At 67.3% G+C, this 26172-nt stretch carries 30 protein-coding genes and 1 pseudogene; 8 read left to right on the plus strand and 23 right to left on the minus strand.

The window, feature by feature from the left end; translation table 11 throughout:
• Positions 1-136 precede the first annotated feature (136 nt).
• On the minus strand, positions 137-1150 hold the full coding sequence (gene trpS / locus ACFY12_RS04270; RefSeq protein WP_390714147.1) for a tryptophan--tRNA ligase: 1014 nt from the start codon (positions 1148-1150) through the stop codon (positions 137-139).
• A gap of 321 nt (positions 1151-1471) precedes the next feature.
• Here trpS and rocD point away from each other — a divergent pair, with 321 nt between their 5' ends.
• Positions 1472-2692: an ornithine--oxo-acid transaminase gene (gene rocD / locus ACFY12_RS04275; protein WP_390714148.1), complete on the plus strand. Its 1221-nt coding sequence runs from the start codon at positions 1472-1474 to the stop codon at positions 2690-2692.
• A 289-nt stretch (positions 2693-2981) separates the two neighbouring features.
• On the opposite strand, the gene ACFY12_RS04280 is transcribed toward rocD, so the two are convergent.
• Positions 2982-4178 (minus strand): glutathionylspermidine synthase family protein, encoded by a 1197-nt coding sequence (locus ACFY12_RS04280; RefSeq protein WP_390714149.1) that lies wholly within the window; start codon positions 4176-4178, stop codon positions 2982-2984.
• Positions 4179-4303: 125 nt separating this feature from the next.
• Positions 4304-4786 carry a hypothetical protein gene (locus tag ACFY12_RS04285; RefSeq protein WP_390714150.1) on the minus strand — a complete coding sequence of 161 codons (483 nt, stop codon included), beginning with the start codon at positions 4784-4786 and terminating at the stop codon, positions 4304-4306.
• 287 nt (positions 4787-5073) lie between these two features.
• Here ACFY12_RS04285 and ACFY12_RS04290 point away from each other — a divergent pair, with 287 nt between their 5' ends.
• Positions 5074-5874 carry a DUF6796 family protein gene (locus ACFY12_RS04290; protein ID WP_390714151.1) on the plus strand — a complete coding sequence of 267 codons (801 nt, stop codon included), beginning with the start codon at positions 5074-5076 and terminating at the stop codon, positions 5872-5874.
• A gap of 234 nt (positions 5875-6108) precedes the next feature.
• The gene (locus tag ACFY12_RS04295; protein WP_390714152.1) at positions 6109-6771 is read left to right on the plus strand and encodes a DUF4232 domain-containing protein; all 663 of its coding nucleotides are present in this window, start codon (positions 6109-6111) and stop codon (positions 6769-6771) included.
• A 114-nt stretch (positions 6772-6885) separates the two neighbouring features.
• Here the strand turns inward: ACFY12_RS04295 and ACFY12_RS04300 are convergent, their stop codons facing one another.
• Together ACFY12_RS04300 and ACFY12_RS04305 are read right to left on the minus strand one after the other, a co-directional pair.
• Entirely contained in the window at positions 6886-7284 is a 399-nt protein-coding gene (locus ACFY12_RS04300) for a hypothetical protein (protein WP_390714153.1), read from the minus strand.
• Positions 7281-7541, minus strand: coding sequence for a hypothetical protein (locus ACFY12_RS04305; RefSeq protein ID WP_390714154.1), 261 nt, complete (start codon positions 7539-7541; stop codon positions 7281-7283). The genes ACFY12_RS04300 and ACFY12_RS04305 overlap by 4 nt, the downstream gene beginning before the upstream one ends.
• Positions 7542-7616: 75 nt before the next feature.
• Between ACFY12_RS04305 and ACFY12_RS04310 the strand changes: the two genes are divergently transcribed.
• Complete coding sequence (locus ACFY12_RS04310) at positions 7617-8279, plus strand: LysE family translocator (protein WP_390714155.1); 663 nt, start codon at positions 7617-7619, stop codon at positions 8277-8279.
• A 49-nt stretch (positions 8280-8328) separates the two neighbouring features.
• Here the strand turns inward: ACFY12_RS04310 and ACFY12_RS04315 are convergent, their stop codons facing one another.
• The 4 genes and pseudogenes from ACFY12_RS04315 to ACFY12_RS04330 all read right to left on the minus strand — a co-directional run bounded on the left by ACFY12_RS04315 (position 8329) and on the right by ACFY12_RS04330 (position 10458).
• Complete coding sequence (locus tag ACFY12_RS04315; protein WP_390714156.1) at positions 8329-8877, minus strand: DUF1062 domain-containing protein; 549 nt, start codon at positions 8875-8877, stop codon at positions 8329-8331.
• Between the two features lie 228 nt (positions 8878-9105).
• Positions 9106-9686: pseudogene (locus ACFY12_RS04320) on the minus strand (IS5 family transposase); the annotation flags it as partial.
• Positions 9687-9869: 183 nt separating this feature from the next.
• The gene (locus tag ACFY12_RS04325; protein WP_390714157.1) at positions 9870-10277 is read right to left on the minus strand and encodes a hypothetical protein; all 408 of its coding nucleotides are present in this window, start codon (positions 10275-10277) and stop codon (positions 9870-9872) included.
• Positions 10246-10458, minus strand: coding sequence for a helix-turn-helix transcriptional regulator (locus ACFY12_RS04330; RefSeq protein WP_390714158.1), 213 nt, complete (start codon positions 10456-10458; stop codon positions 10246-10248). Before ACFY12_RS04330 ends, ACFY12_RS04325 begins: the two co-directional genes overlap by 32 nt.
• Positions 10459-10618: 160 nt before the next feature.
• Here ACFY12_RS04330 and ACFY12_RS04335 point away from each other — a divergent pair, with 160 nt between their 5' ends.
• Positions 10619-11062, plus strand: coding sequence for a hypothetical protein (locus ACFY12_RS04335; RefSeq protein WP_390714159.1), 444 nt, complete (start codon positions 10619-10621; stop codon positions 11060-11062).
• Between the two features lie 155 nt (positions 11063-11217).
• Here ACFY12_RS04335 and ACFY12_RS04340 read toward each other — a convergent pair whose 3' ends face one another.
• From ACFY12_RS04340 to ACFY12_RS04375, 8 genes are all read right to left on the minus strand, one after another.
• Positions 11218-12054, minus strand: a complete 837-nt coding sequence (locus ACFY12_RS04340) for a hypothetical protein (protein WP_390714160.1) — start codon at positions 12052-12054, stop codon at positions 11218-11220.
• An 8-nt stretch (positions 12055-12062) separates the two neighbouring features.
• Entirely contained in the window at positions 12063-13406 is a 1344-nt protein-coding gene (locus ACFY12_RS04345; RefSeq protein ID WP_390714161.1) for a WXG100 family type VII secretion target, read from the minus strand.
• Positions 13403-13720, minus strand: a complete 318-nt coding sequence (locus tag ACFY12_RS04350) for a WXG100 family type VII secretion target (protein ID WP_390714162.1) — start codon at positions 13718-13720, stop codon at positions 13403-13405. Before ACFY12_RS04350 ends, ACFY12_RS04345 begins: the two co-directional genes overlap by 4 nt.
• 213 nt (positions 13721-13933) lie before the next feature.
• The gene (locus tag ACFY12_RS04355; protein WP_390714163.1) at positions 13934-14482 is read right to left on the minus strand and encodes a GNAT family N-acetyltransferase; all 549 of its coding nucleotides are present in this window, start codon (positions 14480-14482) and stop codon (positions 13934-13936) included.
• On the minus strand, positions 14479-15366 hold the full coding sequence (locus ACFY12_RS04360) for a protein kinase (RefSeq protein ID WP_390714164.1): 888 nt from the start codon (positions 15364-15366) through the stop codon (positions 14479-14481). Before ACFY12_RS04360 ends, ACFY12_RS04355 begins: the two co-directional genes overlap by 4 nt.
• The gene (locus ACFY12_RS04365; protein WP_390714165.1) at positions 15336-15953 is read right to left on the minus strand and encodes a hypothetical protein; all 618 of its coding nucleotides are present in this window, start codon (positions 15951-15953) and stop codon (positions 15336-15338) included. Before ACFY12_RS04365 ends, ACFY12_RS04360 begins: the two co-directional genes overlap by 31 nt.
• Before the next feature lie 5 nt (positions 15954-15958).
• A complete protein-coding gene (locus ACFY12_RS04370; RefSeq protein ID WP_390714166.1) occupies positions 15959-16369 on the minus strand; it encodes a hypothetical protein in 411 nt (136 codons plus the stop codon).
• A 418-nt stretch (positions 16370-16787) separates the two neighbouring features.
• Entirely contained in the window at positions 16788-17000 is a 213-nt protein-coding gene (locus ACFY12_RS04375; RefSeq protein ID WP_390714167.1) for a hypothetical protein, read from the minus strand.
• Positions 17001-17333: 333 nt separating this feature from the next.
• Between ACFY12_RS04375 and ACFY12_RS04380 the strand changes: the two genes are divergently transcribed.
• Positions 17334-18674, plus strand: a complete 1341-nt coding sequence (locus ACFY12_RS04380; protein WP_390714168.1) for a tetratricopeptide repeat protein — start codon at positions 17334-17336, stop codon at positions 18672-18674.
• A 56-nt stretch (positions 18675-18730) separates the two neighbouring features.
• Here the strand turns inward: ACFY12_RS04380 and ACFY12_RS04385 are convergent, their stop codons facing one another.
• From ACFY12_RS04385 to ACFY12_RS04395, 3 genes are read right to left on the minus strand one after another with little or no spacing between them, the layout of a single operon-like run.
• Positions 18731-19132 (minus strand): hypothetical protein, encoded by a 402-nt coding sequence (locus ACFY12_RS04385; protein WP_390714169.1) that lies wholly within the window; start codon positions 19130-19132, stop codon positions 18731-18733.
• 22 nt (positions 19133-19154) lie between these two features.
• Entirely contained in the window at positions 19155-20441 is a 1287-nt protein-coding gene (locus ACFY12_RS04390) for a WXG100 family type VII secretion target (RefSeq protein ID WP_390714170.1), read from the minus strand.
• Positions 20441-20761, minus strand: a complete 321-nt coding sequence (locus tag ACFY12_RS04395) for a WXG100 family type VII secretion target (RefSeq protein WP_390714171.1) — start codon at positions 20759-20761, stop codon at positions 20441-20443. The genes ACFY12_RS04390 and ACFY12_RS04395 overlap by 1 nt, the downstream gene beginning before the upstream one ends.
• Before the next feature lie 395 nt (positions 20762-21156).
• Here ACFY12_RS04395 and ACFY12_RS04400 point away from each other — a divergent pair, with 395 nt between their 5' ends.
• Positions 21157-21696, plus strand: coding sequence for a GNAT family N-acetyltransferase (locus ACFY12_RS04400; RefSeq protein WP_390714172.1), 540 nt, complete (start codon positions 21157-21159; stop codon positions 21694-21696).
• A gap of 171 nt (positions 21697-21867) precedes the next feature.
• Here the strand turns inward: ACFY12_RS04400 and ACFY12_RS04405 are convergent, their stop codons facing one another.
• Both ACFY12_RS04405 and ACFY12_RS04410 read right to left on the minus strand, forming a co-directional pair.
• Entirely contained in the window at positions 21868-22425 is a 558-nt protein-coding gene (locus tag ACFY12_RS04405) for a DinB family protein (protein WP_390714173.1), read from the minus strand.
• Between the two features lie 177 nt (positions 22426-22602).
• The gene (locus ACFY12_RS04410) at positions 22603-24054 is read right to left on the minus strand and encodes a PLP-dependent aminotransferase family protein (RefSeq protein ID WP_390714174.1); all 1452 of its coding nucleotides are present in this window, start codon (positions 24052-24054) and stop codon (positions 22603-22605) included.
• A gap of 47 nt (positions 24055-24101) precedes the next feature.
• On the opposite strand from ACFY12_RS04410, the gene ACFY12_RS04415 reads away from it, so the two are divergent.
• Positions 24102-24659: a carboxymuconolactone decarboxylase family protein gene (locus tag ACFY12_RS04415; protein ID WP_390714175.1), complete on the plus strand. Its 558-nt coding sequence runs from the start codon at positions 24102-24104 to the stop codon at positions 24657-24659.
• 91 nt (positions 24660-24750) lie between these two features.
• Here ACFY12_RS04415 and ACFY12_RS04420 read toward each other — a convergent pair whose 3' ends face one another.
• Positions 24751-25938 carry a trypsin-like serine peptidase gene (locus tag ACFY12_RS04420; RefSeq protein WP_390714176.1) on the minus strand — a complete coding sequence of 396 codons (1188 nt, stop codon included), beginning with the start codon at positions 25936-25938 and terminating at the stop codon, positions 24751-24753.
• Between the last annotated feature and the right edge of the window lie 234 nt (positions 25939-26172).

A 26172-nucleotide genomic window follows, 5' to 3' on the forward strand; every position in this document is an offset into this window, starting at 1 on the left:
CGGTCTCGTTCAGCTCGTACGGTCTCGTTCAGCTCGTACGGTACGCACGAGCAGGTCCCGGGCCTCCGAGAGCGGCGGCCCGTGGACAGTGCGGGGCCCGCGCGGCCGCCCGGGGCGGACCGTGCGGGCGGCCCCGTCAGTGCTTGGCCGGCAGGAGTCCGAGCCGGTCATACGTGGTGGCGAGGGTTTCGGCGGCAACCGCACGAGCTTTCTCCGCGCCCTTGGCCAGGATCGCGTCCAGCGTCTCGGGGTCGTCCAGGAATTCCCGCGTGCGGTCCCGGAACGGTGTGACGAAGTCGACCATCACCTCGGCGAGGTCGCCCTTGAGGGCCCCGTACATCTTGCCCTCGTAGGACTTCTCCAGGTCCGGGATGGAGGTGCCGGTGAGGGTGGAGAGGATGCTGAGGAGGTTGCTGACGCCGGGCTTGGCCTCGCGGTCGAAGCGGATCACGGTGTCGGTGTCGGTCACCGCGCTCTTGATCTTCTTGGCGGTGGTCTTGGGGTCGTCGAGCAGGTCGATGAGGCCCTTGGGGGTCGACGCCGACTTGCTCATCTTGATCGACGGGTCCTGAAGATCGAAGATCTTGGCCGTCTCCTTGACGATGTACGGGTTGGGGAGCGTGAAGGTACCGCCGTAGCGGGTGTTGAAGCGGTCCGCGAGGTCGCGGGTCAGCTCCAGGTGCTGGCGCTGGTCCTCACCGACCGGGACCTGGTCGGCCTGGTAGAGGAGGATGTCGGCGACCATCAGGACGGGGTACGTGAAGAGGCCGACCGTCGTGCGGTCCGCGCCCTGCTTGGCCGACTTGTCCTTGAACTGGGTCATCCTGGACGCCTCACCGAAGCCGGTGATGCAGTTCATCACCCAGGCGAGCTGGGCGTGCTCGGGCACATGGCTCTGCACGAAGAGCGTGCAGCGCTCCGGGTCGAGGCCGGCGGCCAGCAGCTGGGCGGCCGCGATCCGGGTGTTGCGGCGCAGCTCGGCCGGATCCTGCGGAACGGTGATCGCGTGCAGGTCGACGACCATGTAAAAGGCGTCGTGGGACTCCTGCAGCGCCACCCACTGGCGGACCGCGCCGAGGTAGTTGCCGAGGTGGAAGGAGCCGGCGGTGGGCTGGATGCCGGAGAGCACACGAGGACGATCTGAGGCCATGCTCAGCATTCTCTCAGGTGCCCTGCGTTACTGGGGAACAGGTGCCCCGCGCCCCTGGGGAACAGGTGCCCCGCACCCCCGGGGAACCGGTGCCCCGCACCCCTGGGGAACCGGTGCCCCGCACCCCTGGGGAACAGGCGTCCGCGGGCCGGTTCCCTCGGCCTGCTTCCGAACATCTCGCATGCGCGGCACTATGAAGAGGCATATCAGGGCATACACCCCATAAACCCCTACGCATCTGCAAACCGCTCTACACCTGTACGTACGGGCACTCGAAGCGGAGCCCGAAACGGGGCCTGAAACGGAGCCCGAAACGGAGCCATGGTGACGCCGTCCACGGAACGCGGCATCGATGCCCTCGCCGCCGCCGAAGCGCACAGCGCGCACAACTACCACCCGCTCCCCGTGGTGGTGGCCACGGCCGAGGGTGCCTGGATGACGGACATCGAGGGCCGGCGCTATCTGGACATGCTCGCCGGATACTCCGCGCTGAACTTCGGGCACGGCAACCGGCGCCTGCTCGACGCCGCCAAGGCCCAGCTGGAACGGGTCACCCTCACCTCGCGCGCCTTCCACCACGACCGGTTCGGCGCCTTCTGCACACAGCTGGCCGAGCTGTGCGGGATGGAGCTGGTACTGCCCATGAACACCGGCGCCGAGGCGGTCGAGACGGCGATCAAGACGGCCCGTAAGTGGGGCTACCAGGTCAAGGGCGTCCCGGACGGCCGGGCGAAGATCATCGTCGCCGACAACAACTTCCACGGCCGCACCACCACCATCGTCTCCTTCTCCACCGACCCCGAGGCCCGCGCCGGCTTCGGCCCGTACACCCCCGGCTTCGAGATCGTCCCGTACGGCGATCTGGCCGCACTGGAGGCGGCCGTCGACGCCGACACGGTCGCCGTCCTCCTGGAGCCGATCCAGGGCGAAGCGGGCGTACTGGTACCTCCGCCGGGCTATCTGGCGGGGGTACAGGAGCTGGCCCGCCGCCGGAACGTGCTCTTCATCGCCGACGAGATCCAGTCCGGCCTGGGGCGTACGGGCCGGACCTTCGCCTGCGAACACGAGGGCGTGGTGCCCGATATGTACGTGCTGGGCAAGGCGCTGGGCGGCGGTGTGGTGCCGGTGTCGGCGGTGGTCTCCTCCCGCGAGGTCCTGGGCGTCTTCGCGCCCGGCGAGCACGGCTCGACCTTCGGCGGCAACCCGCTCGCCTGCGCCGTGGCCCTGGAGGTCATCGCGATACTGCGGACCGGCGAATTCCAGCAGCGGGCCGCGGAGTTGGGCGAGCACCTGCACCGGGAGCTGGGGCTGCTGGTGGGCGGCGGCGCGGTGGACGAGGTACGCGGCCGCGGACTGTGGGCGGGGGTGGACATCAACGCATCCCGCGGCACCGGGCGGGCGGTGTCCGAAGAGCTGATGGCGCGCGGCGTGCTCGTCAAGGACACCCACGGCACGACGATCCGGATCGCCCCGCCACTGGTGATCAGCAAGGAGGACCTGGACTGGGGGCTCGCCCAGCTCCGGGACGTACTGGAGGCGTAACGCAGGCCCACGACAGGAGCAGGGGCAGCGGCAGACGCAGGAGCAGGAGCAGGAGCAGGGGGCCGCAGCGTGCAGCGGGCGGTCGGCGGGCGAGGAAGGCCCTGGCCGCTCGTTGCGCCATGTGGTCACGTAGCTATGTGGACACGTAGCTATCTGGATACGTAGCTACGTGGATACGTGGCTACCCAGCCGCACACGGCGGCCGGGGCGGGGGACCTCCCCCCCCGCAGGTTCCCCCAGGCCCCCTAGGCCCCCAGGTCCCCCCAGGTCCCCCGCAGGTCCACGCCCCTCAGCGGATCACATGTGGCACGAAGCGTGCGAACTCGTCCGTGACCGGCCCCGCCGACTCGCGGATGCCCAGCCCCGCCGACTCGTCCTCGACGACCCAGGCGCCGAGCACCACACGGTTGCCGTCGAAGTCCGGCAGCGGCGCCAGCTCCTGGTAACAGCAGGGATCGCCGGGACCGCGCGGCACCGGTTCGGCCCCCGGCTCGTGCAGCGTCACCCCGGCTCCCTCCCGCCCGAGCAGCGGCTTGGCCGCGTAACCACGGGCGCCGGCATGCGCCAGCTCGCGCGGGCCGTCGAGGTAGGCGGGCAGCAGGTTCGGGTGGCCCGGATACAGCTCCCAGAGGACCGCCAGCAGCGCCTTGTTGGAGAGCAGCATCTTCCAGGCGGGTTCGATCCAGAGGGTGGAGCCGGTGCCACCGCCGTTGTCGAGCGTGTCCAGGACGTACGGGCCGAAGTCGTCGGTGGCCAGCCACTCCCACGGGTAGAGCTTGAAGCAGGACCGTATGAAGCGCAGCCGCTGGTCGACGAAGCGCCCCGAGAGGCGGTCCCAGCCGATCTCCTCCACCGGAATCGCCACCGTCTCCAGGCCCGCCTGCCGCGCCGTCTCCTCCAGATACGCCACGGTCATCAGGTCCTCGCCGAGCTCATCGCCCGAGGAGTGCGCGAAGTGCAGCGGCGCGCCTGGCGGCAGCAGCGCCGCATGCCGCCGCCAGGCCGCCACCAGCCGCTCATGCAGCGAGTTCCACTGGTCGGCGCCGGGGAAGCGCTCCTCCAGCCAGAACCATTGCGGGCTCGCGGCCTCGACCAGAGAGGTCGGCGTATCGGCGTTGTACTCCAGCATCTTGGCCGGGCCGGTTCCGTCGTAGTGCAGGTCGAACCGCCCGTAGAGGGACGGGAGTTCATCGCGCCGGCGCCAGGACTCGGCGACCAGTCCGGCCAGCCGGGGGTCGTCGATGCCGAGGTCGGCGAAGCGGTTCCGCTCGACGATGTGCGCGGCCGCGGCCAGGCACATACCGTGCAGCTCCTCGACGACCTCCTCCAGGGCCTCGACCTCGGGGAGAGTGAAGGAGTAGTACGCGCTCTCGTCCCAGTAGGGGCGGAGGGAGTCGTCGGGGTAGCGGGTGAGGGGGTAGATCAGCCCCTGCGCCTCGACGGTCTGCTGCCAGCCGGGGCGGGGCTGGATGGTGTGCCGTTTCATGACCGTGCCTTGCGGTGCCTTACGGCGCCTTGCCTCACCGTTCCGTTTCCGTGTCCGCGTCCGTGTCCGCGTCCGCGTCTGTGTGTGCGTCCGCGTCTATGCCGTTCCATGTCCCTCTTCGCCGCTCAGCCACCGATCCGGCCGTGCGACCCGCCCGAGCCCGACCTCGAGCCCGACCCGGAACAACCGAAGCCGCCGCGATTCACCGCGGTGGTCTTGCTGAACGTGCCGTCGGCGGCGTACGCACCGCCCTTGTTGCTCGGGTCGTAGTACCACTGGGCATCCACGGCCCGCTTACCCGCCCCGTTCCCCGCCCCGTTCTTCGTTCCCTTCTCCGCTCCGTTCCCCGCTCCGCCGCCACGGCCCTTCTTGCCGTAGCCGCCGGCGGCGCTTCCCGTCCCCCCGTTTCCGGAAGACGAGTCGCCACCGCCCGCTGAGCACTTCGAGGAGTCGACGATGCGGTACCCCTTGAGGGCGTCGTAACTGTTCCGGTCGACGCATCGCTTGTCGGGCTCGGAACCGCAGGACGTCAGGGCGGCGGCCAGGGCACCCATGCTGCCCAGAATCACCGTGCTGGACCTCAGCCGTCGACGTGCTTTTTCGGACATCGTTTATTTCCCCCGTAGACGGACATCCGCCCACGCCCAGATCCGCGCGAGCGGGGCCAGCCTAGAGACCGGCTCCCCGCACGCCGGACACAGCCCCGTCCTGTTTCCGACTCGTCCCGTATCGGGTAGGCGAGCCGGGGTGGCCCGACTTTACGCCCCTGACGCCCGCCTTCAATGCTGCCGAAAAGGTTCTTGCAGGCGGCATCCAGATCCCGCCTTCCCCACCCCCTCGAGATCAGTTAGCTTAGGCTCACCTAACCATCCATCTCGCACGCCACGGGGGACACATGCCGACCCAGCCAACCCACCCTTCCCCACAGGCACCACACCACCACTCCAACTCCCGCAACACGCACACCACATGGACCCGCTTAGCACGCCTCGCCGGCATCTGCGGAATCCTGGCCTCCCTCACCTGGCTCATCGGTGACATCCTCCTGCTGGGCGAGCCCATGGCCTCCCCGGACCGCTACCCGATCCTGAGCGCCTACAGCGGCATCACCGGCGACTCCCTCGCCGCGATGCTGCCCGCCTCCACCACCCGCCTGGCCTGGGGCGCGCTGCTCGGCGTACTGACCGGCCCGCTCTACCTCGCCGCCTGCTGGCACCTCTACCGCGGCCTGCGCCCAGCCCGCCGCCTCCTCTCCCTCCCCCCGTTCCTCCTCCTGGCCACCGGCTTCGTCCTCGCCCCGTTCGTACACGGCTCCTTCTACTACTGGGGCCAGGCGGCCAAAGCCATCCACGCCTCCGGCACCGGTAACGCCTCCCCCGCCCTCACCGCCCTCCCCGGCGACTTCGCCACCGTCCTCTTCATCCCTTACGCACTCCTCCTGGCCTGCTGGCTCATCGCCTCCCTCTGGATGACCGTCGCCATCCTGCGCGGCACCACCTCCTTCCCCCGCTGGATGTGCGCCGCCACTCCCGTCGTCTGCATCCTCATCGGCCAGCTCCTGGCCAAGGGCATCCCGGGCCCGGCGGGCGTCCCCCTCCAGGGCGCCCAACTCAGCCTCGCCAACCTCCTCTTCTTCACCCTGACCACCCTCACCCTGTGGAACGCCCACCGCCGTACGGCACCCCCGCAGCCGTGAACTCGCGGTACCGGAACGAACGATCACCCGACGGCACCGACAAAACAGACAACCAAAACAGACACGAACACCCCCGAGAACAACCGAAACGGACACGAGCGCTCCGACGACAACTGATACGGATGCGATCGCTGCGACAACAGAGGCAACCCCAGACGTACGAATCCCTGTCCTCATCAACAGGAAGCTTCTGAAAGCTTCAGGAAGCCTGATACGGAACGAACAGGGGAATTCGTGCGTCGGCGTTCACTTGTCGCGGCGACAGCCGCGCTCACTTTGACCGTCACCCTCGTCCTGGGACTGGTCGGCTGCGGCTCGCCCCGGATGATGCCGCTGCATGCGGCCTGTACGACGAAGGGCCTGCACTGGAAACTCACCCTGCTGAAGAAGAAGCCGGACAGCACGCACCGCGACGCGCAGCTGTCCATCGCCAACAAGGGCCCGGAGCCCTGCGCCTTCCGCGGCTTCCCGCGCCTCGAGGTCCATATCGGCAAGGGCCCCTCTTCCGACGCGAAGGGCCGCGGCCGCCCCCTCCCCATAGACCTGCCCCGCGGCGGCACACTGACGACCCCACTCCGCTACAGGGACTCCGACCCCGCCCCGCGCCCCACTGACCCCAACAAGCCCAACGGGCCTCACAAGCACAACGGATCTCACAAGCCCAACGAGTCCAGCAAACCCCACGGACCCAACAAACCCCACGGCCCCAATAAGCCCAACGGGTCCAACGAACCCCACAGCTGCCTGATCAGCAATGGCACAGCCTGGGTCACCGCACCGCACGACCGCGGACACGGCCAGCCGATAAGAGCCCAGGACGAGGCCGGCAAGCCGGCCCAGATGAACATCTGCGAGGACACCATCTGGATGAGCCCGCCCAAGGAGATCGCGGAGTAACCCGGCTATCGAGGGTTCAACCCGGCTGGCCATTGGACCTGACCGCACCGCACATACCTGTGGCTCCACCCCGGCCGGAACCCCGGAACCAGGGTGGAGCCCAGGGAGAACCGACTAAGGTCGGGCCGCAGTCAGCGCGTCGACGATGCCCAGTGCCAGGGCGTCGAAATTCTCCCGGTAGAAGCCCATCCTCTGGTGGAAGGGCTCCTCGGAGAACCGCCCGCGTTCGAGGAACAGGGGCGCCACAGCGGTCAGGGCGCTGTGCATGGTGTGCAGCTCTTGGGCCCGGAACCGGATGTCGCGCGTTCTGCCGTCGTCGTCCGTGAGGCGTTCGACGAGGTCGTCCACCGTCGCGCGGTCCGCCCCCAGCTGGAGCGCGAGGACCGCGTCACCGAGCTCCCTGCTGCGCAGGAACACCAGCGCCTCATGCACGGCCAGCGCCTGGGACGGCGTGAGCCGTGCGACGAACACCTCTCCGTCGTCTTCGGGGGTGAGCCTGATCTGTGTCCTCATCTGATCCCGTTCCGCTTCCTGTTCCGCTTCTTGGTCCGGCTCTTCCTGTCTGGGACCGGATCTTCCTGACAGTGCCGGCAGTGTCGGCGCTTGTTCTTCTTGTAGCGGCTCCCCTTCAAGAAGTCGGCCTTGGGCAGCTTGTACCCGTGGATGAAGCGGCTCGTAATGATGATGGCGCCCTTGTGGGCGGCCCAGTACTTCTGCCAGTACAGGATCTGGTCAGCCTGCCACGCCTGCCGGATCGCCTCAACGAACACCGAAGCGGACCCACGTGCCCGATTCCGGGCAGAAAACTGGCAGTTCGGCGATCGATGGTCGTACATTCACCTGCCATGACCGACCTTTCCGCCCTGTGCGGGTTCGCTGTGGTCGTGGGACTCCTCACCCTCACGCCCGGCCTGGACACCGCCCTCATACTGCGTACCGCAGCGCTCGGCCACCGCCGTCGCGCCTGGGGTGTGGTCCTCGGCATCCAGTCCGGAACCCTGGCCTGGGGCCTGCTCACCTCCCTCGGCATCACCGCCCTGTTGACCGCCTCCCACCTCGCCTACGCGATCGTCCGCTGGGCGGGCGCCGCCTACCTGGTGTGGATGGGCGCCCGGATGATCTGGTCCGCCCGGCGCCGTCCGGCCGATCCGGAGGAAGCGGCAGGCGACGACGACACAATCGGCCGGGGCCGGACAGGTGGCGCCCCGGACACACTGCGCGGCGGCTGGCGCCAGGGCGCGGTGACCAATCTCCTCAACCCCAAAATGGGCGCCTTCTACGTCGCCGTCCTGCCGCAGTTCATGCCGCCCGGCACCTCCCAACTCGCCATGGGCGTGCTGCTCGCAGGAGTCCACGTCGTACTGGCCGTGCTCTGGTCCTGCGTACTGATCGCCTTCGCCCGAGTACTCCGCAACCACCTGCGGCGGGCTTCCGCACGGCGATTGCTCGACCGGATCACCGGCACGGCCATCGGCGCCTTCGGCATCCGGCTCGCACTCGGCGACTAGGGCCTGTCCGGTGGACCTTGCCGGACAGGCTCCTGGTCCCGAGGAGGGCTCAGCGCTTGAGCGTGAAGGTGAAGTCGCCGGAGAGCTTGCCGCTCAGCCGGACTGCCGAAACGAGTTTGCCGTCCGTGATCAGTCTCTCGACCTCGGCCCGCGACAGACCGCACCCTTCAGCGATCAGTCGCACCGGCCGGACAGGGATCCGCGCCGTGAAGCGGACCGAGACGTCGATCACCTCGCGGTCCAGGTGATCCGATCCGCCGGTGTCGAGGCGCCAGGCGTTGTCCCAGTCGAGGGCGATGCGATTACGGCGCCGCACGACCGGATCCTGGAGCAACTCAGCCGCCAGGCCAGGGTCGTTGTCATGCATCCGGTCCAGCAGCTCAGGCCGTACGGAGCGCACGTTCATCCGCTCCAGGACCGTGAGCTTTGCCGTGTCCCCGCAAGCGGTGCAGAGCACGAGGAGCCAGGCATCGAGGAGCTTGTGGTGTGCGTTGACGCGGAACTTGCCGTTCGCCTGGAAGCGACCGGACGCGCACGCGGGGCAACGGCGGAGAACGGTCGGCAGGCAGGTGGGCATGACCACCCAGTCATTGAGCACAGAAGTACACCGGTTTCAGTGAGAAGTCCGCAGCAAACAGCAGCGCGGCGCACAGGCGCGACGCGCGACAGATCAGCACTCGGGAGGTCTCACAGGGTGTACAACGGCACGTCCTTGCCTTGACGACTTGGCCGGGCAGCACGGTAATGGCGCACAGCGGTGCTGCTCCACTGGTTTTCGAGCGCCTCACCGCCAGGTTCTGCCCGGCAAATCATGGGCGGAGCCAGAGTCGGGTCGGGTACGCGGGTATCCGCCACCGGCGCGGCCGACGCGGATGCGTTCCATGACCGCGATGAGCTGTGGGGCATCGTCCCACTGGCCCGGAGTGATCAGCAGGGCCAGTGGGCGGCGTCCACCCTCACCTGCCAGATGAATCTTGCAGGTCAGACCGCCCCGGGAGCGTCCGAGTCCCTAGTCGGGGCGGTGCTGCCGGGGCATGCGTCTTTCCCTGGCACCCGCGGCGCCGTCGTACGAGCCCCGGCGGCGTGCCGGTGGGCCCGGCAGGAGGTCGAATCGACGCTCACCATGGACCAGTCGATGCGGCCTTCCGCGTCGGCGTCGGCCAGGACGGCCGCGAAGATCTTGTCCCACGTGCTGTCCGCCGACCAGCGTCCATGGCGTTCACACACAGTCTTCCACGGACCGAAACGCGCAGGTAGATCCCGCTACGGCACCCCGGTGCGCAGTCGGTACAAGATGCCGTTGATGACCCTGCGGTGACTGGCCCAACGGCCGCCGCGCTGCCCGGCCTTCGGCAGATGCGGCTTCAGCCGGGCCCACTCCACATGCGTTAAATCTCCCCGCCCCATGCCCATGGCAACGACCTGAAGTCACGACGGTCACAACCTCCCCGGACGGAACACCTAGGGCGCGTATCGAGTGGTGGCCAATGGCTGATCACGTCGGTATGGCCGACACCGACCTCCGGTGGCCAAGGTCATCGCGTTGCCTGGTCGGACATACGGTGGCGAGCCGTTCGAGGCGATGGCTTCTCAGGTATGCCGAGAGAAGAAGGCGACGAACGCGATATAGGCGATGGCGGCGGTGGCCACGAACCAGAAGTACGGATCGCCACTTCTTCCGGATGCCAGCTCACCGATGAAGGCACAGAGATTCCCCACGGTAAGGACCACTCCCGTGCCGGCCCAGGCTCGCCCTCCGATCCGGGCGAAGCGCTCGTCGGGATTTTTCTCGGTGAGGCCCTGATAGGTCTCGCTCCGGCGCCCCAACAGCACTAAGGCAAGACTGCAGACCGCCAGGATCCCGAACGTCACCAGGCCGAGAGCGAAGTGGCCGCCGAAAGTCGCAGCCACGAGGCATCCGGCTCCGACGGCGAGGAAGAAGCCGGGGACGGACCGCCTGGCCGTGTTACCGGCCATCTGCTGGGCTCTCATCGACATGAAACATCTCCTCAACGCCGACCTCGAAGAACTTGGCCATGGACAAGGCGAGCGGCAGGGAAGGCGTGTACCGCTCGGTCTCGATGGCGTTGATCGTTTGCCGTGAGACCCCGAGTGCCGTGCCTAGCTGGCCCTGGGAAAGCCCTCGTGACGACCGCAGTTTCCTGACGCTGTTTCGCACATGTAAAGCTTACTTGTCACCCCTCGGCGACTGTCAAGCTTGCTTTACAGGGAGGGCGGGACTCACACAGCGCTCGCCCTACGGCCCGCCCGCCGGGAACCCGGCAGCTCATGGGGCCGTGCGGCACAAGCGCAGTTCGCCGCTCATGCGACCATGCCTCATGCTTCTCATCTTCTTCGGCCTTCCTGCGGCAATGGTGTGGATAGCGGCCCTCTTGGGGCTGGTCCGGCACGCCAGGCAGCGGATCCGGGAAGGGAACAGGCCGCGTCTGGCGAGCCCCAAGCCCTTGATGCTTGTGTTCGCGGTGTCCCTGAGCGCCGTGTTCCTGGTCTACAGCTACGCGACGGGGGTCTACTCGCCAGGGCTGTTCCCCGACAAGACCTGCTACTTCCGGATGGGGGCCAGGACCTTCCCGGAATCGTTCAGCGAATTCCCGATCAGTACCATCTGCAGCGGCGTGGAAATCGTCCCAAGTTGGGTAAACCCAACGCTCTTTGCGTTGATCGCCGTGTCGGCAGCAACTCTCGGGGCCACACCCTTCGCGTACTTGGTACGCCGATTCCCCGCCACGCTACGACGGACGCGCGGCGGCTCAGCCAGCTGACACACACCACGATTCACCTGATTCCCGCGAGATGACGAGGGGCCTTCAGGGCAACACGCGCACGGGCGGACGAGGTTCCCACCGCACTGGTACCGCAGGGGCGGTCTCGGGCTACGGCGCGGCAGCCAAGCCGCACAATACGAGCAGCACAACGACTACTTGCCCGGGCCGTCCCACGGAGGGTTCAGCGGACGCCGGTACCAATACCACGCACGGTCGGTAATCGGCACTTCGGCAGCCTTGGCCAGGTTTTCTCCACCGTCATCATGAGTAAGAGCCCGGTACTTTGCGTCCACCTGCTCCATGACCTCTCTGGCCGGCTGCTGGTCTTCTGCAGGCAGCTGCGCGATCACGTCTTCGAGCTGGTCGCGCAGTTCAAGATCCTCCACGTACATCGAGGCCGGGTACCACGCGGACGGGGGCCAGTCCCTTTCCATGCGGACTGTGAGTCGCTCCCAGTTCACCAGGGGGAAGCAGACGCGCCGCTGCGCGTGCTCTTTCGGGATGCAGGCATCGGTGAGCGGGGTCGGCAGTTGAAGCTGCCTGATGATTTCGGGGATGCGTCGCACTTCCGCTTCGGGGAATTCGGGAATGTGGATCTCGGAGATCGCTACCGTCCACCGGGGAGGCTCACCCTCCTCTTCATCGGTGTTGACATAGCAGACCTCACCCCGAGGGGTCGCGGCGCGATCGATCCACGAGATGTCCGGGTAGTCGGAAGAGAAGATGACGACGACGCCGAGCGATCGCGCCACAGTCAGCGCGAGATCCTCTTCGGATTCAGAGCGATGTGGGGTCTCATCGGTGGCGATGGCCAACGACCACCTCAGATCGCCACCGAGCGACATGTATTCACATGTGACCGAGGCATCCCAATCACGGTTTTCGAGATCCCATGCGTCACAGAGATCAACGTCATCGACGGAGGTGCCGAAGAACCGAGCCAGGACTGGGGCGATACGACCAAGAACCCCCTCACCGGTCGTCAGCAAGGTACACATCATCGCTGGTACGTCCTATACAGATCGATCGCCGTCTGGACAGCATGAGGTTCTTGCTGGAACTGCTTGGCGTTGGCGAAGAATTTCTCGCACTGGGAAAGGTCACCGTTAGCGCGCATGATGGCCCCTAGAGCACCGTACTCGGCGCGGCTCATGTCGATGAGACCCGGCCCTGAAACCGGGAAGACGGTACCTGATGTCTCGACTTTGTACGATCTTCCATTGATCTCGTAGACCTGGTCTTCTGAGTTCCATGCTGCTTTGCCAGACGCTATCTCAGAAATATCCTCCCTCACTGCCTGGTTGTATCCCGGCAGAATCACGGTGTTCTCGTGCTTCGCCAGGCCTCGCTTGATCCCACCCCAGGTGTGCCGGGGGTGTGGAGCTTGGATCGTCTTCCCCCGGGCAGCCCCTTCGACACCACTTCCCACGTGCCACGAAGCGCGGCTTCCTCCTCCGCCGCCTTGAACATCGCGCATCAAGGGGCGCCAGGTCGGGCCGGCAGGACCGATGGGCCCCTCACCGGTCATGGCGAGGCGCGCGCCGCCTGAGTTGAGCAGAGGCATCTCGAAGTCGCGCAGCGGGTTCCTGAGGTTTCCCAGACCGTCCAGCTTCGTCTTGCCGAAGGCGTTCTTGAAGCCACCGGCATCGCCTACAGCTTTTGCCGCGCGCCCCGCGCCGCCCAGGGCACCACCCAGCAGGACCCCGGTGGCTCCGGCGTCTTTGATCTCGGCAAGGTTGATGCCCTGTTGCTCGCCGAGGAGATTGCGGCCGCCCTGAGCGACGACCACGTCCACGGTGATGGCTTCGATGCCGCCGATGGCGGCGGTGGCCAGGACTGTTCCGGCGATCTCGGCGACGGTCGCGGAAACGGCGACGCCCGCCGCGCTCGCCGCAGCAACGATCGCCTCGGTGGCGCCCACTGCCGCGACTTCGCTGATACCGCCGGTGAAAAGAGCCAGGGCAGTACCGGCGACCAGGACCGCGCCGGCGATCTCCAATTCGTGTTCGATCTTCTTCTTCGCCTCGGCGACCTGGTCGGCGTATCTGTCCAGGGCCTTGGCCATGTCACGGGCAGCGGTGGCCACGTCATCGAGGTATCCCTTGCCGCCGCCGTGGTAGCGCCGCCAGAATTCTCCAAACGCCTCGATCGACTTGCCCTTGTTGGTGTCGATGACGTCCTGGGCCTTCTTGTGACAGGCAGCCGTGCAGTCCTCGACGTCGTCGGCGTAGGTGCGCCAGGCGCGGGCGGCCTCGCGGAGTTCGTCCTCGTCGCCTTCCGGAAACCACATACCGGTGAGGTCCTGGACGATCTCCTTCGCTTTGTCGGCGGCACTCATCATTTGCCGCCTTGTAAGCCGATCTTGGCGGAACGGTCCGCGTCTTCGTGGTTGGCCGCCATGTCGTTCATGGCCTTGGTGATGCTGGACAGACCCTTGGCCAACGCCGCGGTGGCCTTTTCGATCTGTGCCCGGTGCGGCGCGTAGGCGTGCTCGAACTTCTTGCCCTGCTCGTCACCACCCCACGGCTGCCCCAGGGCGTCGAGCGTATGCCGGAGCTTTGCCGTCGCCCGTTCCAAGGCGACGGATTCCCGGTGGAATGTCGGTGCGGTGGACTTGAGTTGATCGGTGTCTATGTCATAGCCGTCACCAGCCATGCATCGCCTCCCCCTAGGCCTCTTGCACGTATCCCCTCGGCAGCCGCTGACCGTAGGTCCGGCTCCCCAACTAGTGACGATGGCATACGGAATAACGGGCCTGGTAGAGGCGCAATTCGGCCACGGCGGTGCGGCTTTTCGAGAGAGGTGGAATCGAGTCGCACCGCCCGAGCCGGTGGAGGTTCAACTCGCGGATGCGAGCGGCGGCTTCCGTCATGAGGCGGGAAAGCTCCTGGCTAACCTCACGGGCTGATCGATAGGCATGGCCCCACCCCCCGGGGTGCGGTGGATCTCGTAGACCGGATAGGCCACCGGCGCACCGTCCGCCTGTCCCTGGAAGACGGTGGTGCGGGTGAACCCGGCCTTGGCCAGTACGCGACCGGAGCCGGGATTGCCCGGGTGATGCTTGGCGCTCAGCCGGTCCACATGGGTGGCGGTGAACGCGTACGCGATGACCTGTCGGACGGCAGCGGTGCCGTACCCGCGCCCCCAACTGTCTTCCCGCAAGATGTAGCTCAGGGTGGCGTGGCCAGCGCCACGATCCCGGAATTTGATCAACCCGACCAGGTCATCACCGGCGGTGACGCCAAAACACCACCGCTCGCGGGGGCTCACCCGAGCCTGGGTGATGGCGGTGGTGACGCAGGTGTGGGCCTCTCCGATGGTCATGGGGTGGCCACGAGTGAAGCCGGCGGAAGCGCCGCTGTAGATCCTCTGCACGGCCAACACGTCGCCGGGCACCAGCGCCCGCAGCGTGATCACTGGGTCTCCTCGATGATCGTGACCAGGTCGGCGGCGGTGGGCCGCTCCTCGGCGACCGGCGCCATGCACGCGAAGATGATCTCCTCGAAGACCGGGAAGAACCATGGCCGGGCGTCATCGAACCGGAGGCGTTTCCCGTCGGCGATGGCCCGCAACTTGTCCGTCCGCGGGGTGTCGTCGGCGTAGGGGACGGGACGGCGTCCGGTCCAGCACCAGAACAGCGATGCGCCCAGTCCCCAGATGTCGGCCGGTGGCCGGACCTGGATGTGGGTATCGGCAGGTGTGGCCAGGAGGGCGTCGGCGATCTCGGGGGCGGTGGTGTGGGTCAAGGCGCCCCGGTACGGAAGACGCCCCGTCGTCTCGGGCCCGCACGACAAGGCGAAGTCGAAGATGGCGGCGCGGCCGTCGGAGGTGATGAGGGTGTTGGTGGGCTGCACGTCGGCGTGAGCCCAACCGGCGGCGTGCAGCCGTTCAAGCTGCTCCGCCCACGTACGGGCGATGCCCAGGAGCCACGGCCGTACCGAAGGCCGGTCACCCTCGGGGCCGCGGGCCAGCGCCATGGCGTTCCACAGTGGTGTTCCGTCGATCCAGCCGACCGCCAGCCACCGGCCTCCCTCCCACACGCCGGCATCGACCCGATACCCAGGACTGAGGGCGCCCGCCTCGGTGAGGGCGAGAAGGTGCCGGTCCTCCTGGGCCGTCTCCGCGGCCTTGTCGCGTCCCGGGACGACCTCGGGGTTGTTGGCCTTCAACGCCGCAGTACCCCGGGAGCCCATGACCTTCCACGCGCGGGAGCCTCGCCGGTCGCTGAGCAGATCGCAGGTGACCGGACCCAACTGCTGTTCCAGAGCGGCTACCGCCTCGAAGGGAGGTGCTGCGCCCATAGCCTGATCTCCTTCCAGTCGTGCCCGAGATGACTGAATACGTCGCGGCCGTCGTCCCTCGCAGATGCCACGGCAGCCGCCAGGTTCGGGGTGTGTTGCAGGAACCGCCCGTCGCGGGGCCTGACAGCGGCCCGTACCGGGAGGAACGAGACCGGTGGTGGCGGGATACCGCGACCACTGTGGTCGGTGCGCTCCTCCCCCACAGCAAACTTGCCGATCATCAGCCCCACCGGTCCGTAGAGGTGCTTCAGGGCCCAGTGCGGCCACTGCAACACTTCCCGTCCGGCGCCCAGGATGGCGACGTTTTCGCACACGAACGCGCCATGGGCACGGGGCGCCAACGGTCGCACCCGTTCGGCTGCCTGCACGGCGGCGTGGAACACCTCGGCCTCGACGTCCGCGGGGGCGCCGACAGCTTCGTAGAGCGTCCAGCCGGTCAGGCCACGGTCAAGGGACGGGGTGAGGTAGGGGCAGTGGGCTGTCACGGTCCCCACGTAGGCGGCGATGTCCGCCCTGGGGGTGGTGGTGCGGGGCGCGATGAGGCGGAGCGCCCCAGCACTGAGGCGGAGCGCTCGGCCAACGGACATGGCGGTCACAGGGTTGCTGCCGCCGTCTGCCGCGTGGGGGCGGCCACGTCGCCGAGGGCCGGCGAGCAGTCCCATTCGGCGACTACGGTCCCGGTCTCGCGGTAGTGGGTCAAACCCTGGTGGTCCAGGCACCCGTCCTGGTCGGTGAACCAGATCTCGGGCAGCGGCCCGAACAACTCCTCATAGGCACGGACCCAGGAGATTTCACCGGCTCCCACGTTCGGCGCGTGCCCGATCCGACGCCCGGCGTGCTCGGTGCAGAACGCCTGATAGTCGGGCGAGTCGAGAAGACGGTGCCATTCGCCGTCGATGGCCGGAGAGAACATCTCCGGGGCAGTACGCCCGGCGTCGAACTGCCGGGCGGCGACCTTCAAGAACCTGCCGAGTTCGACCTGTTCCACGGTTTTGGTGCTCATGATGCGCTCCTCTGGTTGATTGATTCGAGTGACGCCGGCAGCCGGGCGGAGCTGTCCTCCTCCCCGCCAGGCCAACGGGGTTCAGGCCGGGCCGGGGTTCAGGCCGGGCCGGGCTGTCCGGCCCTTGAAGTCATGACGTGGACAGGTGACGGGGTGCGCAGCCCCTCCTACTCCACGGCAGTTGTCTCGCTGCCGCCTGGCCGACCGCGCGCGCTCGGTCGTCACCCGCGCCCCCGCTTCGGGTGGGGGTGACGGCGGATCTCGATGTTGCAATCGGTCGCCTTCGACTTGTCTCCGATGGCGTGTGCTCTCACGCGCTGCTCGACCAGCGCGGCACATACATCGCACCCGGCAACCGGCTCGGGCTCCGGAGCCGACACCGGATCCCCCAGGTGAACGGGGCGGCAGATGCGGGCCATCAGCCCACCACCTCCATCCCGTGAATCCAGCGTGGTCCTGCGTCGATCCCTTGCGAGGCGAGCCACAACACCCGTCGCCGCTCACGCCGCTCACGCCGCGCCCGTCGTTCCTGTCGCTCCTCGGGGGTGAGGACATACGGGCGGATCAGGTAGATGTCCTCGCCCCGCAGAAGCTCCTCCCGGCCACCGGGCACACGGCAAGGTGCGAGCATCGGTGCCTCCTCGTACCCGACTGCGGGCATAGAGCTGACAGACCGGTGGCGTCCTCGCGATGGCAGTAACAGCCGCAACAGCGGTTCGAAGATTCTGGCGATAGTGTTCGCCATGTCGTCAACCTCCCAGGGGTTGGTGGCCATGCCCCCGGGCCGAAGCACATCGGTTGCGGGGGTCCTTCGTCTCTCGCATCAGATCCCGGCGGTTGCGATCGGGCGGCTGATGCGATCTCGCTCTAGGCAACCGCTCCGCTACGGACAGCGGTACCGTGACAGCACAAGCAGCTTTCAAAAGCTTCAAACGCTCGGACCTGCGGGGAGAGTGGAGGACCAGTGGGCAGCAGGAAGCCAAACACCGTCCTGGAGAGGCTGTTTCGCGAGACAGGGTGGACGCTGCGTCAGTGTGCTCAGGCCGTGAACAAGATCGGCACAGAGCAGGGGACTCCCACGGCGGTGCGTGAACAGTCCGTTCACCAGTGGCTCAAGGGCCACGTCCCGAAGCCGGCGGTGCGTCCCTTGCTCGTGGAAGCTCTGTCACGGCGACTCGCACGTCCCATCACACATGCAGAGGCTGGATTCCCGTCAACTGTCGTAGCGTCAAACGGCGAACCAGGCACGGTCGAAGGGCTTATCGACCTCGGCAGGCACGACATGGACCCATCACGCCGAAGCGTGATAGGCGCCAGCCTCTTCTCCGTCGCACTCGCCGTGCCTAATTGGCCGGACGTCGTGGGCCGCATGGAGGCCGTTCAAACCGGAGCAACACGGCGCGTAGGAATGCCCGAGGTCGACATGGTCACTGCCATGACCGAGCGAATCTCAGAACTGGACGATCAGTTCGGGGGGCGTCACGCACGCCCGATGGCTGCATCTTTTCTGGTGAACAGCGTGGCCCCGTACCTTCGGGCTGACGCTACGGATCACGTCAGAAAAGCGATGATGTCGGCCGCCTCTGACCTGTGCTACCTCACCGGATATATGGCAGTGGATGAAGGCTTGCACGGCTTGGCTCAGCGGTACTACATGAAGGCTTTGGAGCTTGCCGGGGCTTCGGAGGACCACTTGACGTACTGCACGACGCTGCGCGGAATGAGCGTTCAGGCCGTTGACCTAGGGCACGGCATGAAGGCCACACGCTTGGCTGACGCGGCCGCAGCCGCATCCCCGCAGGCCGGTCCACGGATGCGGGCATTCCTCGCCGGTCAGCAGGCGCACGCTTATGCACAGACCGGCGAACGCAGCAACGCGTTGACGTACCTTCGGGAAGCCGACGTGGCCATGGAAAAGGCCGAGTCGAGGGGGAAGGCATTCGGCTCGTACGACCCGGCAGCGCTCAACTACCACATCAGTCAGGTGCGTTACGAACTAGGCGACACTCGCGGAAGCATCGAGGCGATGCAGCAGTCGGACAAGGTTCGTTTCAGCGTCTACCGTCGCGCCCGGGTTCGGCACAGGGCCACGCTCGCGGAGCGGCAACTGGAAGTCGGCCACCTGGAAGCCGCCTGCGCCACCTGGCATCAGGCCCTGGACGACTACCCCATGGTGCAGTCCGGCCGCGCCGACGACCGGATCAGGGCCATGGTCAGCCACCTTCGCCCGCACTTGAAGAACGCCGCCGCACGAGCACTGTACGAGCGGGCGCGCAGCGTCGTACCGTCAAAGCTCCCCACCTGATCACGTACGACTGCCTGGCGCAGTGCGTTCATGGGGCGGTCGCCATCATGGAGGTACTAGCTCCAAGGGGAAGGACGCTTAGGAAAAAGCTCAGCCATGATTTCTCGCGCACGCTCATCGGGTACGGTGGGTGCTCTGTACTTGAAATTCCTTACGCGATCGAGGAACTCGTCCGGCAGGGAGATGTGATAGCGGGAGAGATAGTGGACAAGATATCCATGCCATACCCACGCCCCGTCCGTAAACAAGCATCCACCGTCAGCGATCCACTCCCCCGAGATAACGTCCTCCTCGGGTCCCATCACGCTGTAGATCTCCACACCGCCGGCCAGGTAGGAAAGAACTCGTGCCTCATCCGGTGCTGATGGGCCGGCCATAGCAGCGGACAGCGACGTGCCCCGCGCCGCAGGTTCACCGCTGTCATCATGTTCTTCGAAGTATCCCAAACGTTGAATCATTGTTCCTCGCAATGTTGGGCTATCAATCAGTGATGGGGAGGAACAGTCGCCAGTAGCCGCCCTTGTCGATCGTCGGCACCTGAGTCCCTAAAGCACGATTCACACCAATCCGGTCTGTCGGAGCATACACAGGAACACCCAACTCATTGGCAACATCCTGGCCTAGAGGTTCGGTTCCTGCTCCTGACCGGCAAGAAATCAATCGCACGGTTCCCCCATCGTAGTTGGGGTTGTTGCGAAGCGCCTCCACAACATGGTGAGGACTCACCGGATAGGTGATTCTCGCCTCCCCCGCTGGATTCACATGTCCTGCGAGGAATGTACCTTTCTTCGTGCCGTGAACCACCACATCGTGAACGCCCGGCTCCCGTGCCACACGCTCCAGGTTAGAAAGCGTCAGGTCGTCGTAGCCAATGGTTGTGGTCTGTTTACCGTGGTAGATCGGGTGGCCAGACGGCAGCACATCGTCTCCGGGCTTCACCGGCGATGCCATCGCATCCGATTCCTTGGCGTGGTAAAGCTGCCAAGTACGGCGCTTACCCATCTGGTCCATCGCCGGGCGAAGCTGGAGACCGTCCAGCTTGATATCTGCCAAGGCTGACTTAAATCCGCCGGCGTCTCCAACGGCCTTGGCTGTGCGTGCTGCGCCGCCGAAGGCACCACTGAGCAAAACGCCCGTGACGCCAGCGTCTTTAACCTCGGCGAGGTTGATGCCCTTCTGGTCGCCGAGGAGGTTGCGGCCGCCTTGGGCGATGACGACGTCGACGGTGATGGCTTCGATGCCGCCGATGGCGGCGGTGGCGAGGACTGTTCCGGCGATTTCGGCGATGGTGGCGGAGACGGCGATGCCTGCGGTGCTGGCTGCGGCGACGATGGCTTCGGTGGCGCCTACTGCGGCTACTTCGCTGATGCCGCCGGTGAAGAGGGCCAGGGCTGTGCCGGCGACGAGTACCGCGCCGGCGATCTCCAGTTCGTGTTCGATCTTCTTCTTTGCTTCGGCGACTTGGTCGGCGTATTTGTCCAGGGCTTTGGCCATGTCGCGGGCGGCGGTCGCTACGTCGTCGAGGTAGCCCTTGCCGCCGCCGTGGTACTTGCGCCAGAACGCCCCGAAGGCCTCGATCGACTTGCCTTTGTTGGTGTCGATGACGTCCTGGGCCTTTTTGTGGCAGGCCGCGGTGCAGTCCTCGACGTCATCGGCGTACGTGCGCCAGGCACGGGCGGCTTCGCGTAATTCGTCCTCGTCGCCTTCCGGAAACCACATGCCGGTGAGGTCCTGGACGATCTCCTTGGCCTTGTCGGCCGCGCCCATCAGGAACCGCCGCTCTTGAAGCCGGACTTGGCCGAGCGGTCGGCTTCCTCGTGGTTGGCAGCCATGTCGTTCATCGCTTTGGTGATGCTGGACAGGCCCTTGGTCAGGGCTGCGGCGGCCTTCTCTATGTTCGCGCGGTGTGGGGCGTAAGCGTGCTCGAACTTTTTGCCCTGTTCGTCGCCTCCCCATGGCTCGCCCAGACCGTCGAGTGCGTGCCGGAGTTTGGCCGTTGCCCGTTCCAAGGCGGCGGACTCTCGGTGGAACGTTGGAGCGGCGGACTTGAGTTGGTCGGTGTCTATGTCGAAGCCGTCGCCAGCCATGCCTCCCCCTTGGCTTTTGATTCCCCGTAATCTTCGCGAGCCGCTGACGAGGCGTCTGGCTCTCGGTATCGACGATGGCATACGGCACTGACAACCGACCTGGTGAGGGCGCAAACCAGCCAGGGCCCTCGGTGCAGCCGATGGTGATGGGGACCTTTGAAAACGGCCGGGGCTGCTCCTCGCCCCACTTGCTTGGTCTTTGAACTGTCTGGGGAAGATGGGGAGTGGGGAGCGGTCCTTGATCACCAAAATCTTCGGTTTTGGCTATGCCTGTGAGTGGCGGATGGATCGGAACGGGTCTGCACGGCCTCGTTGGTGAGTGTGGGGTCCGGGCCGTTGGCTTGATCGGTCCGCGAGCCTTGATCGTTGCCGAGCCTGCTGATTAGTTGGTCGGCATGGCTGAACTCGGATCCGTCGCCTGGCCGCCTGCCCCGATCAAGACTGAGCGGCTCGTGCTCCGAGAGCCCGAGGCCCGAGACCGTGGGGCGTTTATCGAGCTGTTGGCGTCGCCAGAGGTGCACACCTATCTCGGCGGCCCCCGGCCGCGCGAGGAGCTTGAGCGCGAGATGCCCGGGGTGCCCGAGCGGTGGCCGGGGAGTTTCGTCGTTGATCTGGACGGGGCGATGATCGGCCAGATCCTGCTCAGGAGGGCAACGGAGCATCTTCGCCCGGCTGCTGCGGGGAAGGTTGATCTCGGCTACCTGTTCCTGCCGCGGGCGTGGGGATTCGGGTATGCCGCCGAGGCGTGCGCGGCGGCACTCGATTGGTTCGACGGCGTCCTTCCCGACGAGCCGGTGGTGCTCGCCACCCAGACCGCCAACGTCGGCTCGATGCGCCTCGCGGCAAAGCTGGGGTTCACCGAGGTGGAGCGGTTCCAAGCCTGGGACGCCGAGCAGTGGCTCGGCTTGCGGTCCCCGGTCACGCCGTCCGCTTGAACTCGTGGACGAAGCCGCGTTGAGGGCCCGTCAACCGTCAGGTCGGCGGGCCCGGTCATCGGTGGTGGTCATCGAAGCTCACTCGAGGCGTCTGAGTGGGTGGTGGGTGGGGGTGCCCTGCCCCAAAGGGCATGGGCACTCCTGTGCCGTACCTGCCGGTAGGCGGAGTCGCTAGCTCATACTCATGGCGCCGTCCTGGGACTCACGGATGATGTCGGCGTGGCCGGCGTGCTGAGCGGTCTCGGCGATGATGTGCATCAGCACCCGGCGGGCCGACCACCGCGCACCGGGCTCGGACCACGGGGCTTTCGGCAGTGGCCACGTGGCGTCCAGGTCGGGCAGAGTGGCGACCAGGTCGTCGGTCTGCCGACCCACCTCGGCGTAGTCGGCCAATACACCGGCCAGCGTCTCACCGGGCAGCATCCGGAACTCGTCGGCCCGACGTGCCCAGTCAGCCTCGGTCATGGCCGTGAAGTCCCCCATGGCAGAGGGGCCGTTCAGGATGAAGGCCACCCAGTTCCGCTCGACTGCGGCAACATGCTTGACCAGACCGCCCAGGCACAGCTCGCTGGCGGTGGTTCGCAGCCCGGCCTGCTCGTCGGTGAGGTCACGGGTGGTGAAGCGCAGGAAGTGCCGTTGCTTGGCCAGCATCTCCAGCCATTCGGCGCGCTCACCTGCGCCGGCCGGGGCCCCAATCAGGTCACGGGTGGTCAGCTCGTTAACGGTCATGGCATCCGTCTTCCGGTGTTCCTCTTCCGTCGGTCAAGGACCACGCTATGGACCATGCAGGTCAGGTTCTGTCCTATACGGAGGGAGGGTGCGCCACGCCAGTCACACCACCTGTCGGACACGGCTTAAGGCCATATAACAGGGCGGCCCCTACGACCCCTTCGGCTCGTACGGCCCCTACGCCCCCGGTGCCGGTGGCAAGGTTCTGATCAGCGCGTCCAGGACGCTGCCGAAGGCATGGTCCGGTGGCCTGCCGTATGTCACGACGAGAGCGTCGCGGACGGGTTGCGGGGCGGCGGGGTCGCGGAAGTAGTTCAGGCCCGACAGGGCGAGGTCCTGCCAGCGGGCGGCCTGGACGATGGACTGTTCGGTGCCGGGCGGGAGTTCGAGGAGGGCGTGCAGTCCGGCCGCGATGCCGGAGATGTGGACGTGTGGTGCGCGCTCGGCGAGTGCGGCGACCAGTTGGTCGCGGCGCCGTCGGTAGCGCTGGCGCATCCCGCGCAGATGGCGGTCGTAGCCGCCGGAGGAGATGAACTCGGCGAGGGTGAGCTGTTCCAGTGCCCCGGACGCCCATTCGCCGCAGCGTTTGACGGCGAGGACCGGCTCGACGAGGCGGTCCGGCAGCACCATCCAGGCCAGCCGCAGCGCGGGGGCGAGGCTCTTGCTGGCGGTGCCCAGGTAGACGACGTGGTCGGGGTCGAGTCCCTGGAGGGCGCCGATGCGCTGGCGGTCGTAGCGGAATTCGCCGTCGTAGTCGTCCTCCAGGATGTAACCGCCGGTGGCACGGGCCCAGTTGACGGCGGCAGCGCGTCGGTCGGGGTGGAGCGGGACGCCGGTGGGGAACTGGTGGGCGGGGGTGAGGAGGGCCGCGCGTACGTCGTCGAGGGCGGCCAATTGCTCGGTGCGGGCACCGTGTTCGTCGATGAGGAGGGGGACGGTGTGCAGCCCGGCGCGGGTGATGACGTCGCGGTGGAAGCCGAGGCTGTACGACTCGGTGGCCAGCCTGCCGGGGCCCAGGGCACGGGCGAGCAGGGCCAGGCTCTGCATGAAGCCGGTGCAGATGACGATCCGGTCGGGGTCCGCGTGGACGCCGCGGGCGCGGGCCAGGTAGTCGGCGAGGACGGTGCGCAGCTCCGGGCGGCCGGCCGGTGGGCTGTAGCCGAAGGCCTCGCTGGGAGCCGTGGCCAGCGCCCGGCGGGCGGCGGCGAGCCAGGCGGTACGGGGGAAGGCGGAGACGTCCGGGGTGCCCGGGGTGAGGTCGAAGCGCGGTCGGCCGGGGCCGCTGCCGGGTGGGGCGGGTGCCCGCCGGGCGGTGGGTGTGGTGCGCGGCAGCGCCCGCTCGGCGACGCGGGTGCCGGAGCCCTGGCGGGCGCTGAGCCAGCCCTCGGCGACGAGCTCGGCGTAGGCGTCGGCGACCGTGTTACGGGCGATGCCGAGGTCGGCGGCGAGGGAGCGGGAGGAGGGGAGGCGGGTGCCCGGGGCCAGCCGTCCGGACCGTACCGCGTCCCGCAGTGCGCGCAGGAGGGCGGCGCGCAGTCCGCCGGGGCGGGGGCCACCCTCCGTGCCGGTGCCGGTGCCAGTGAGGTCCAGATGCAGATCGCGGCCGAAAGTGGCCCAGGAATTCTCCACGGAAGTGGACCATACAGGTGCGCCACTGCCGCCGTAGCGTCGTATCCATGACCGACGCGATGACCACTGAGAACACTTCTGGAACGGCAGCGGAACAGGCGCCCGGGCACGCGCACGGGAACGGGCACGAGAACGGGCACGGGTCCCGCCTCGGCATCCGCTGGGCACGGCTCGCCCCCGAGGCCTACAAGGCCATGATCGCGCTGGACGCGGCGGCACGTAAGGGCCTGGACCCGGCGCTGGTCGAGCTGGTCAAGATCCGGGCGTCGCAGCTCAACCGCTGTGCGTTCTGCCTCGACATGCACATCGCGGACGCCCGCAAGGCCGGTGAGACCGAGCAGCGCGTCTACCTCCTCAGCGCCTGGGAGGAGGCCGACGGCTTCTACACGGAGAAGGAACGGGCCGCCCTCGCCCTCACCGAAGCGATCACCGTCCTCACCGATGGCTTCGTCCCGGACGCCGTCTACGAGCGCGCCGCCGCCCACTTCGAGGACGCCGAGCTGGCCCAGCTGATCGCCATGATCACCACCATCAACGCCTGGAACCGCTTCGGTGTCTCCACCCGCATGACACCGGGACAGGCAGAGCCGAATCGGCCGGCATAGCCGAATCGGCAGGTGAAACCGGCAGGTGTAACCGGACTCCGGCCGGGGGCGCACAGGGGACGCCCCCGGCAGACACTCCCATGCCCGCCCGCTACCGGTTCGCGAACTTCCGGCTGATGGTGCTGAAGACGCGCTCGGCCTCCGGGCCCAGGTGGGGGCCGGCGAGCCAGGTGTGGGTGCTGGAGCTGATGGAGGTGTTGGACACCAGGGCCAGTTTGCCGTCGCGTTCGACGAGCCAGCCGCCGCCGGAGGTGCCGCCGGTCATGGTGCAGCCGATACGGTCCATGGCCGGCGTGCCCTGCTCCATGACGAGGCGGCCCGGACGGTCCTGGCAAGCCATCATCTGCGCGCCGTCGTACGGCGGCGCCGCCGGATAGCCGATGGCCCGTACGACGCTGAGGCCGGCGGCGGACGGGGCGTTGAACCAGACCGGGATGGCGTTGCCCACGGTCTCCTGGAGGGACTTGCCGCTGCCGGTCTCCGGCTTGACGTGCAGCACCGCGAAGTCGTACGCCGAGCCGCCGTTGCCGCGCTCGTCGCTGCCCATGGTGATCCACTCACCGGAGGTGGTGATCCAGTCCGCCCAGAAGCGTCCGTACGGCGTGACCTGCTGCGACGGCATCCGGCCCACCCGGTTCATCGGCACGCCGTAGTCGTTGTACGAGGGGACGAAGACGATGTTGCGCATCCAGCCGCCCCGCTTGCCGGAGTGCACGCAGTGCCCGGCGGTCCACACCAGGTTGGACTTGCCGGGATGCGCCGGGTCCTCGATGACCGTGCCGGAGCAGACCATCGGGCCCTTGGGGCTGTCGAAGAAGATCTTCCCCACCGGGGCCATGTTCCGGTGGTAGGGGCGGCCGACCTGTATCGCGGTGACGGGTTGCGGCTCGGGGTCGGTGGCGTCGAACTCACTGCCCACGCCGACGGCCTTCACCCCGATCTCCGGGACGGGCTTCGCCTGGGCGAGGCGCTCGTTCTTCCAGTGGTCCTTGATGATCGGGTTGGCGAAGTCCTGTGCCTTACGGGCCCACTTGTCCCAGTGCTGCCAGCCGCCGTCCTTCCACTTCTTCAGATCGTCGATGCTGGTCGGCATGTCCTCGGGGAGCTTCAGGCCGCCCTTGCCCCCACCGTCCCGGCCATCCCGGCCGTTCTGGTCGGCGGCGGCCGAACCGCCGGGCGCGGCGGCCTTGTCGCCGCTGGGTCCACAGGCGGTGACGGTGACCGCGAGCAGCGCGGTGAGTGCGGCGGCCACGGCGGTGGAGCGTCGGATGGACAGCATGGGTCGCATGGGTCGCATGGGTCGCGTGGGTCGCACGGGTCGCATAGGTGGCGTGGGCGGCATGGAGCAAGTCCCCCTGGTTCGTGCGGCGTCGCCGGACCTCGGCCACGCCGTTTCCTTACGTGTTCATGCCCCGGTTCGGGCCACGCTCCACTATGCCCCTCCGCCGAAACGGCATGCGAAGGGGGAGGACCAGCTGGTGGTCCTCCCCCTCTTCTGCGACCGGGGACGCGG

This window comes from Streptomyces sp. NPDC001339, from assembly GCF_042895955.1.
Taxonomy (GTDB): Bacteria; Actinomycetota; Actinomycetes; order Streptomycetales; family Streptomycetaceae; genus Streptomyces.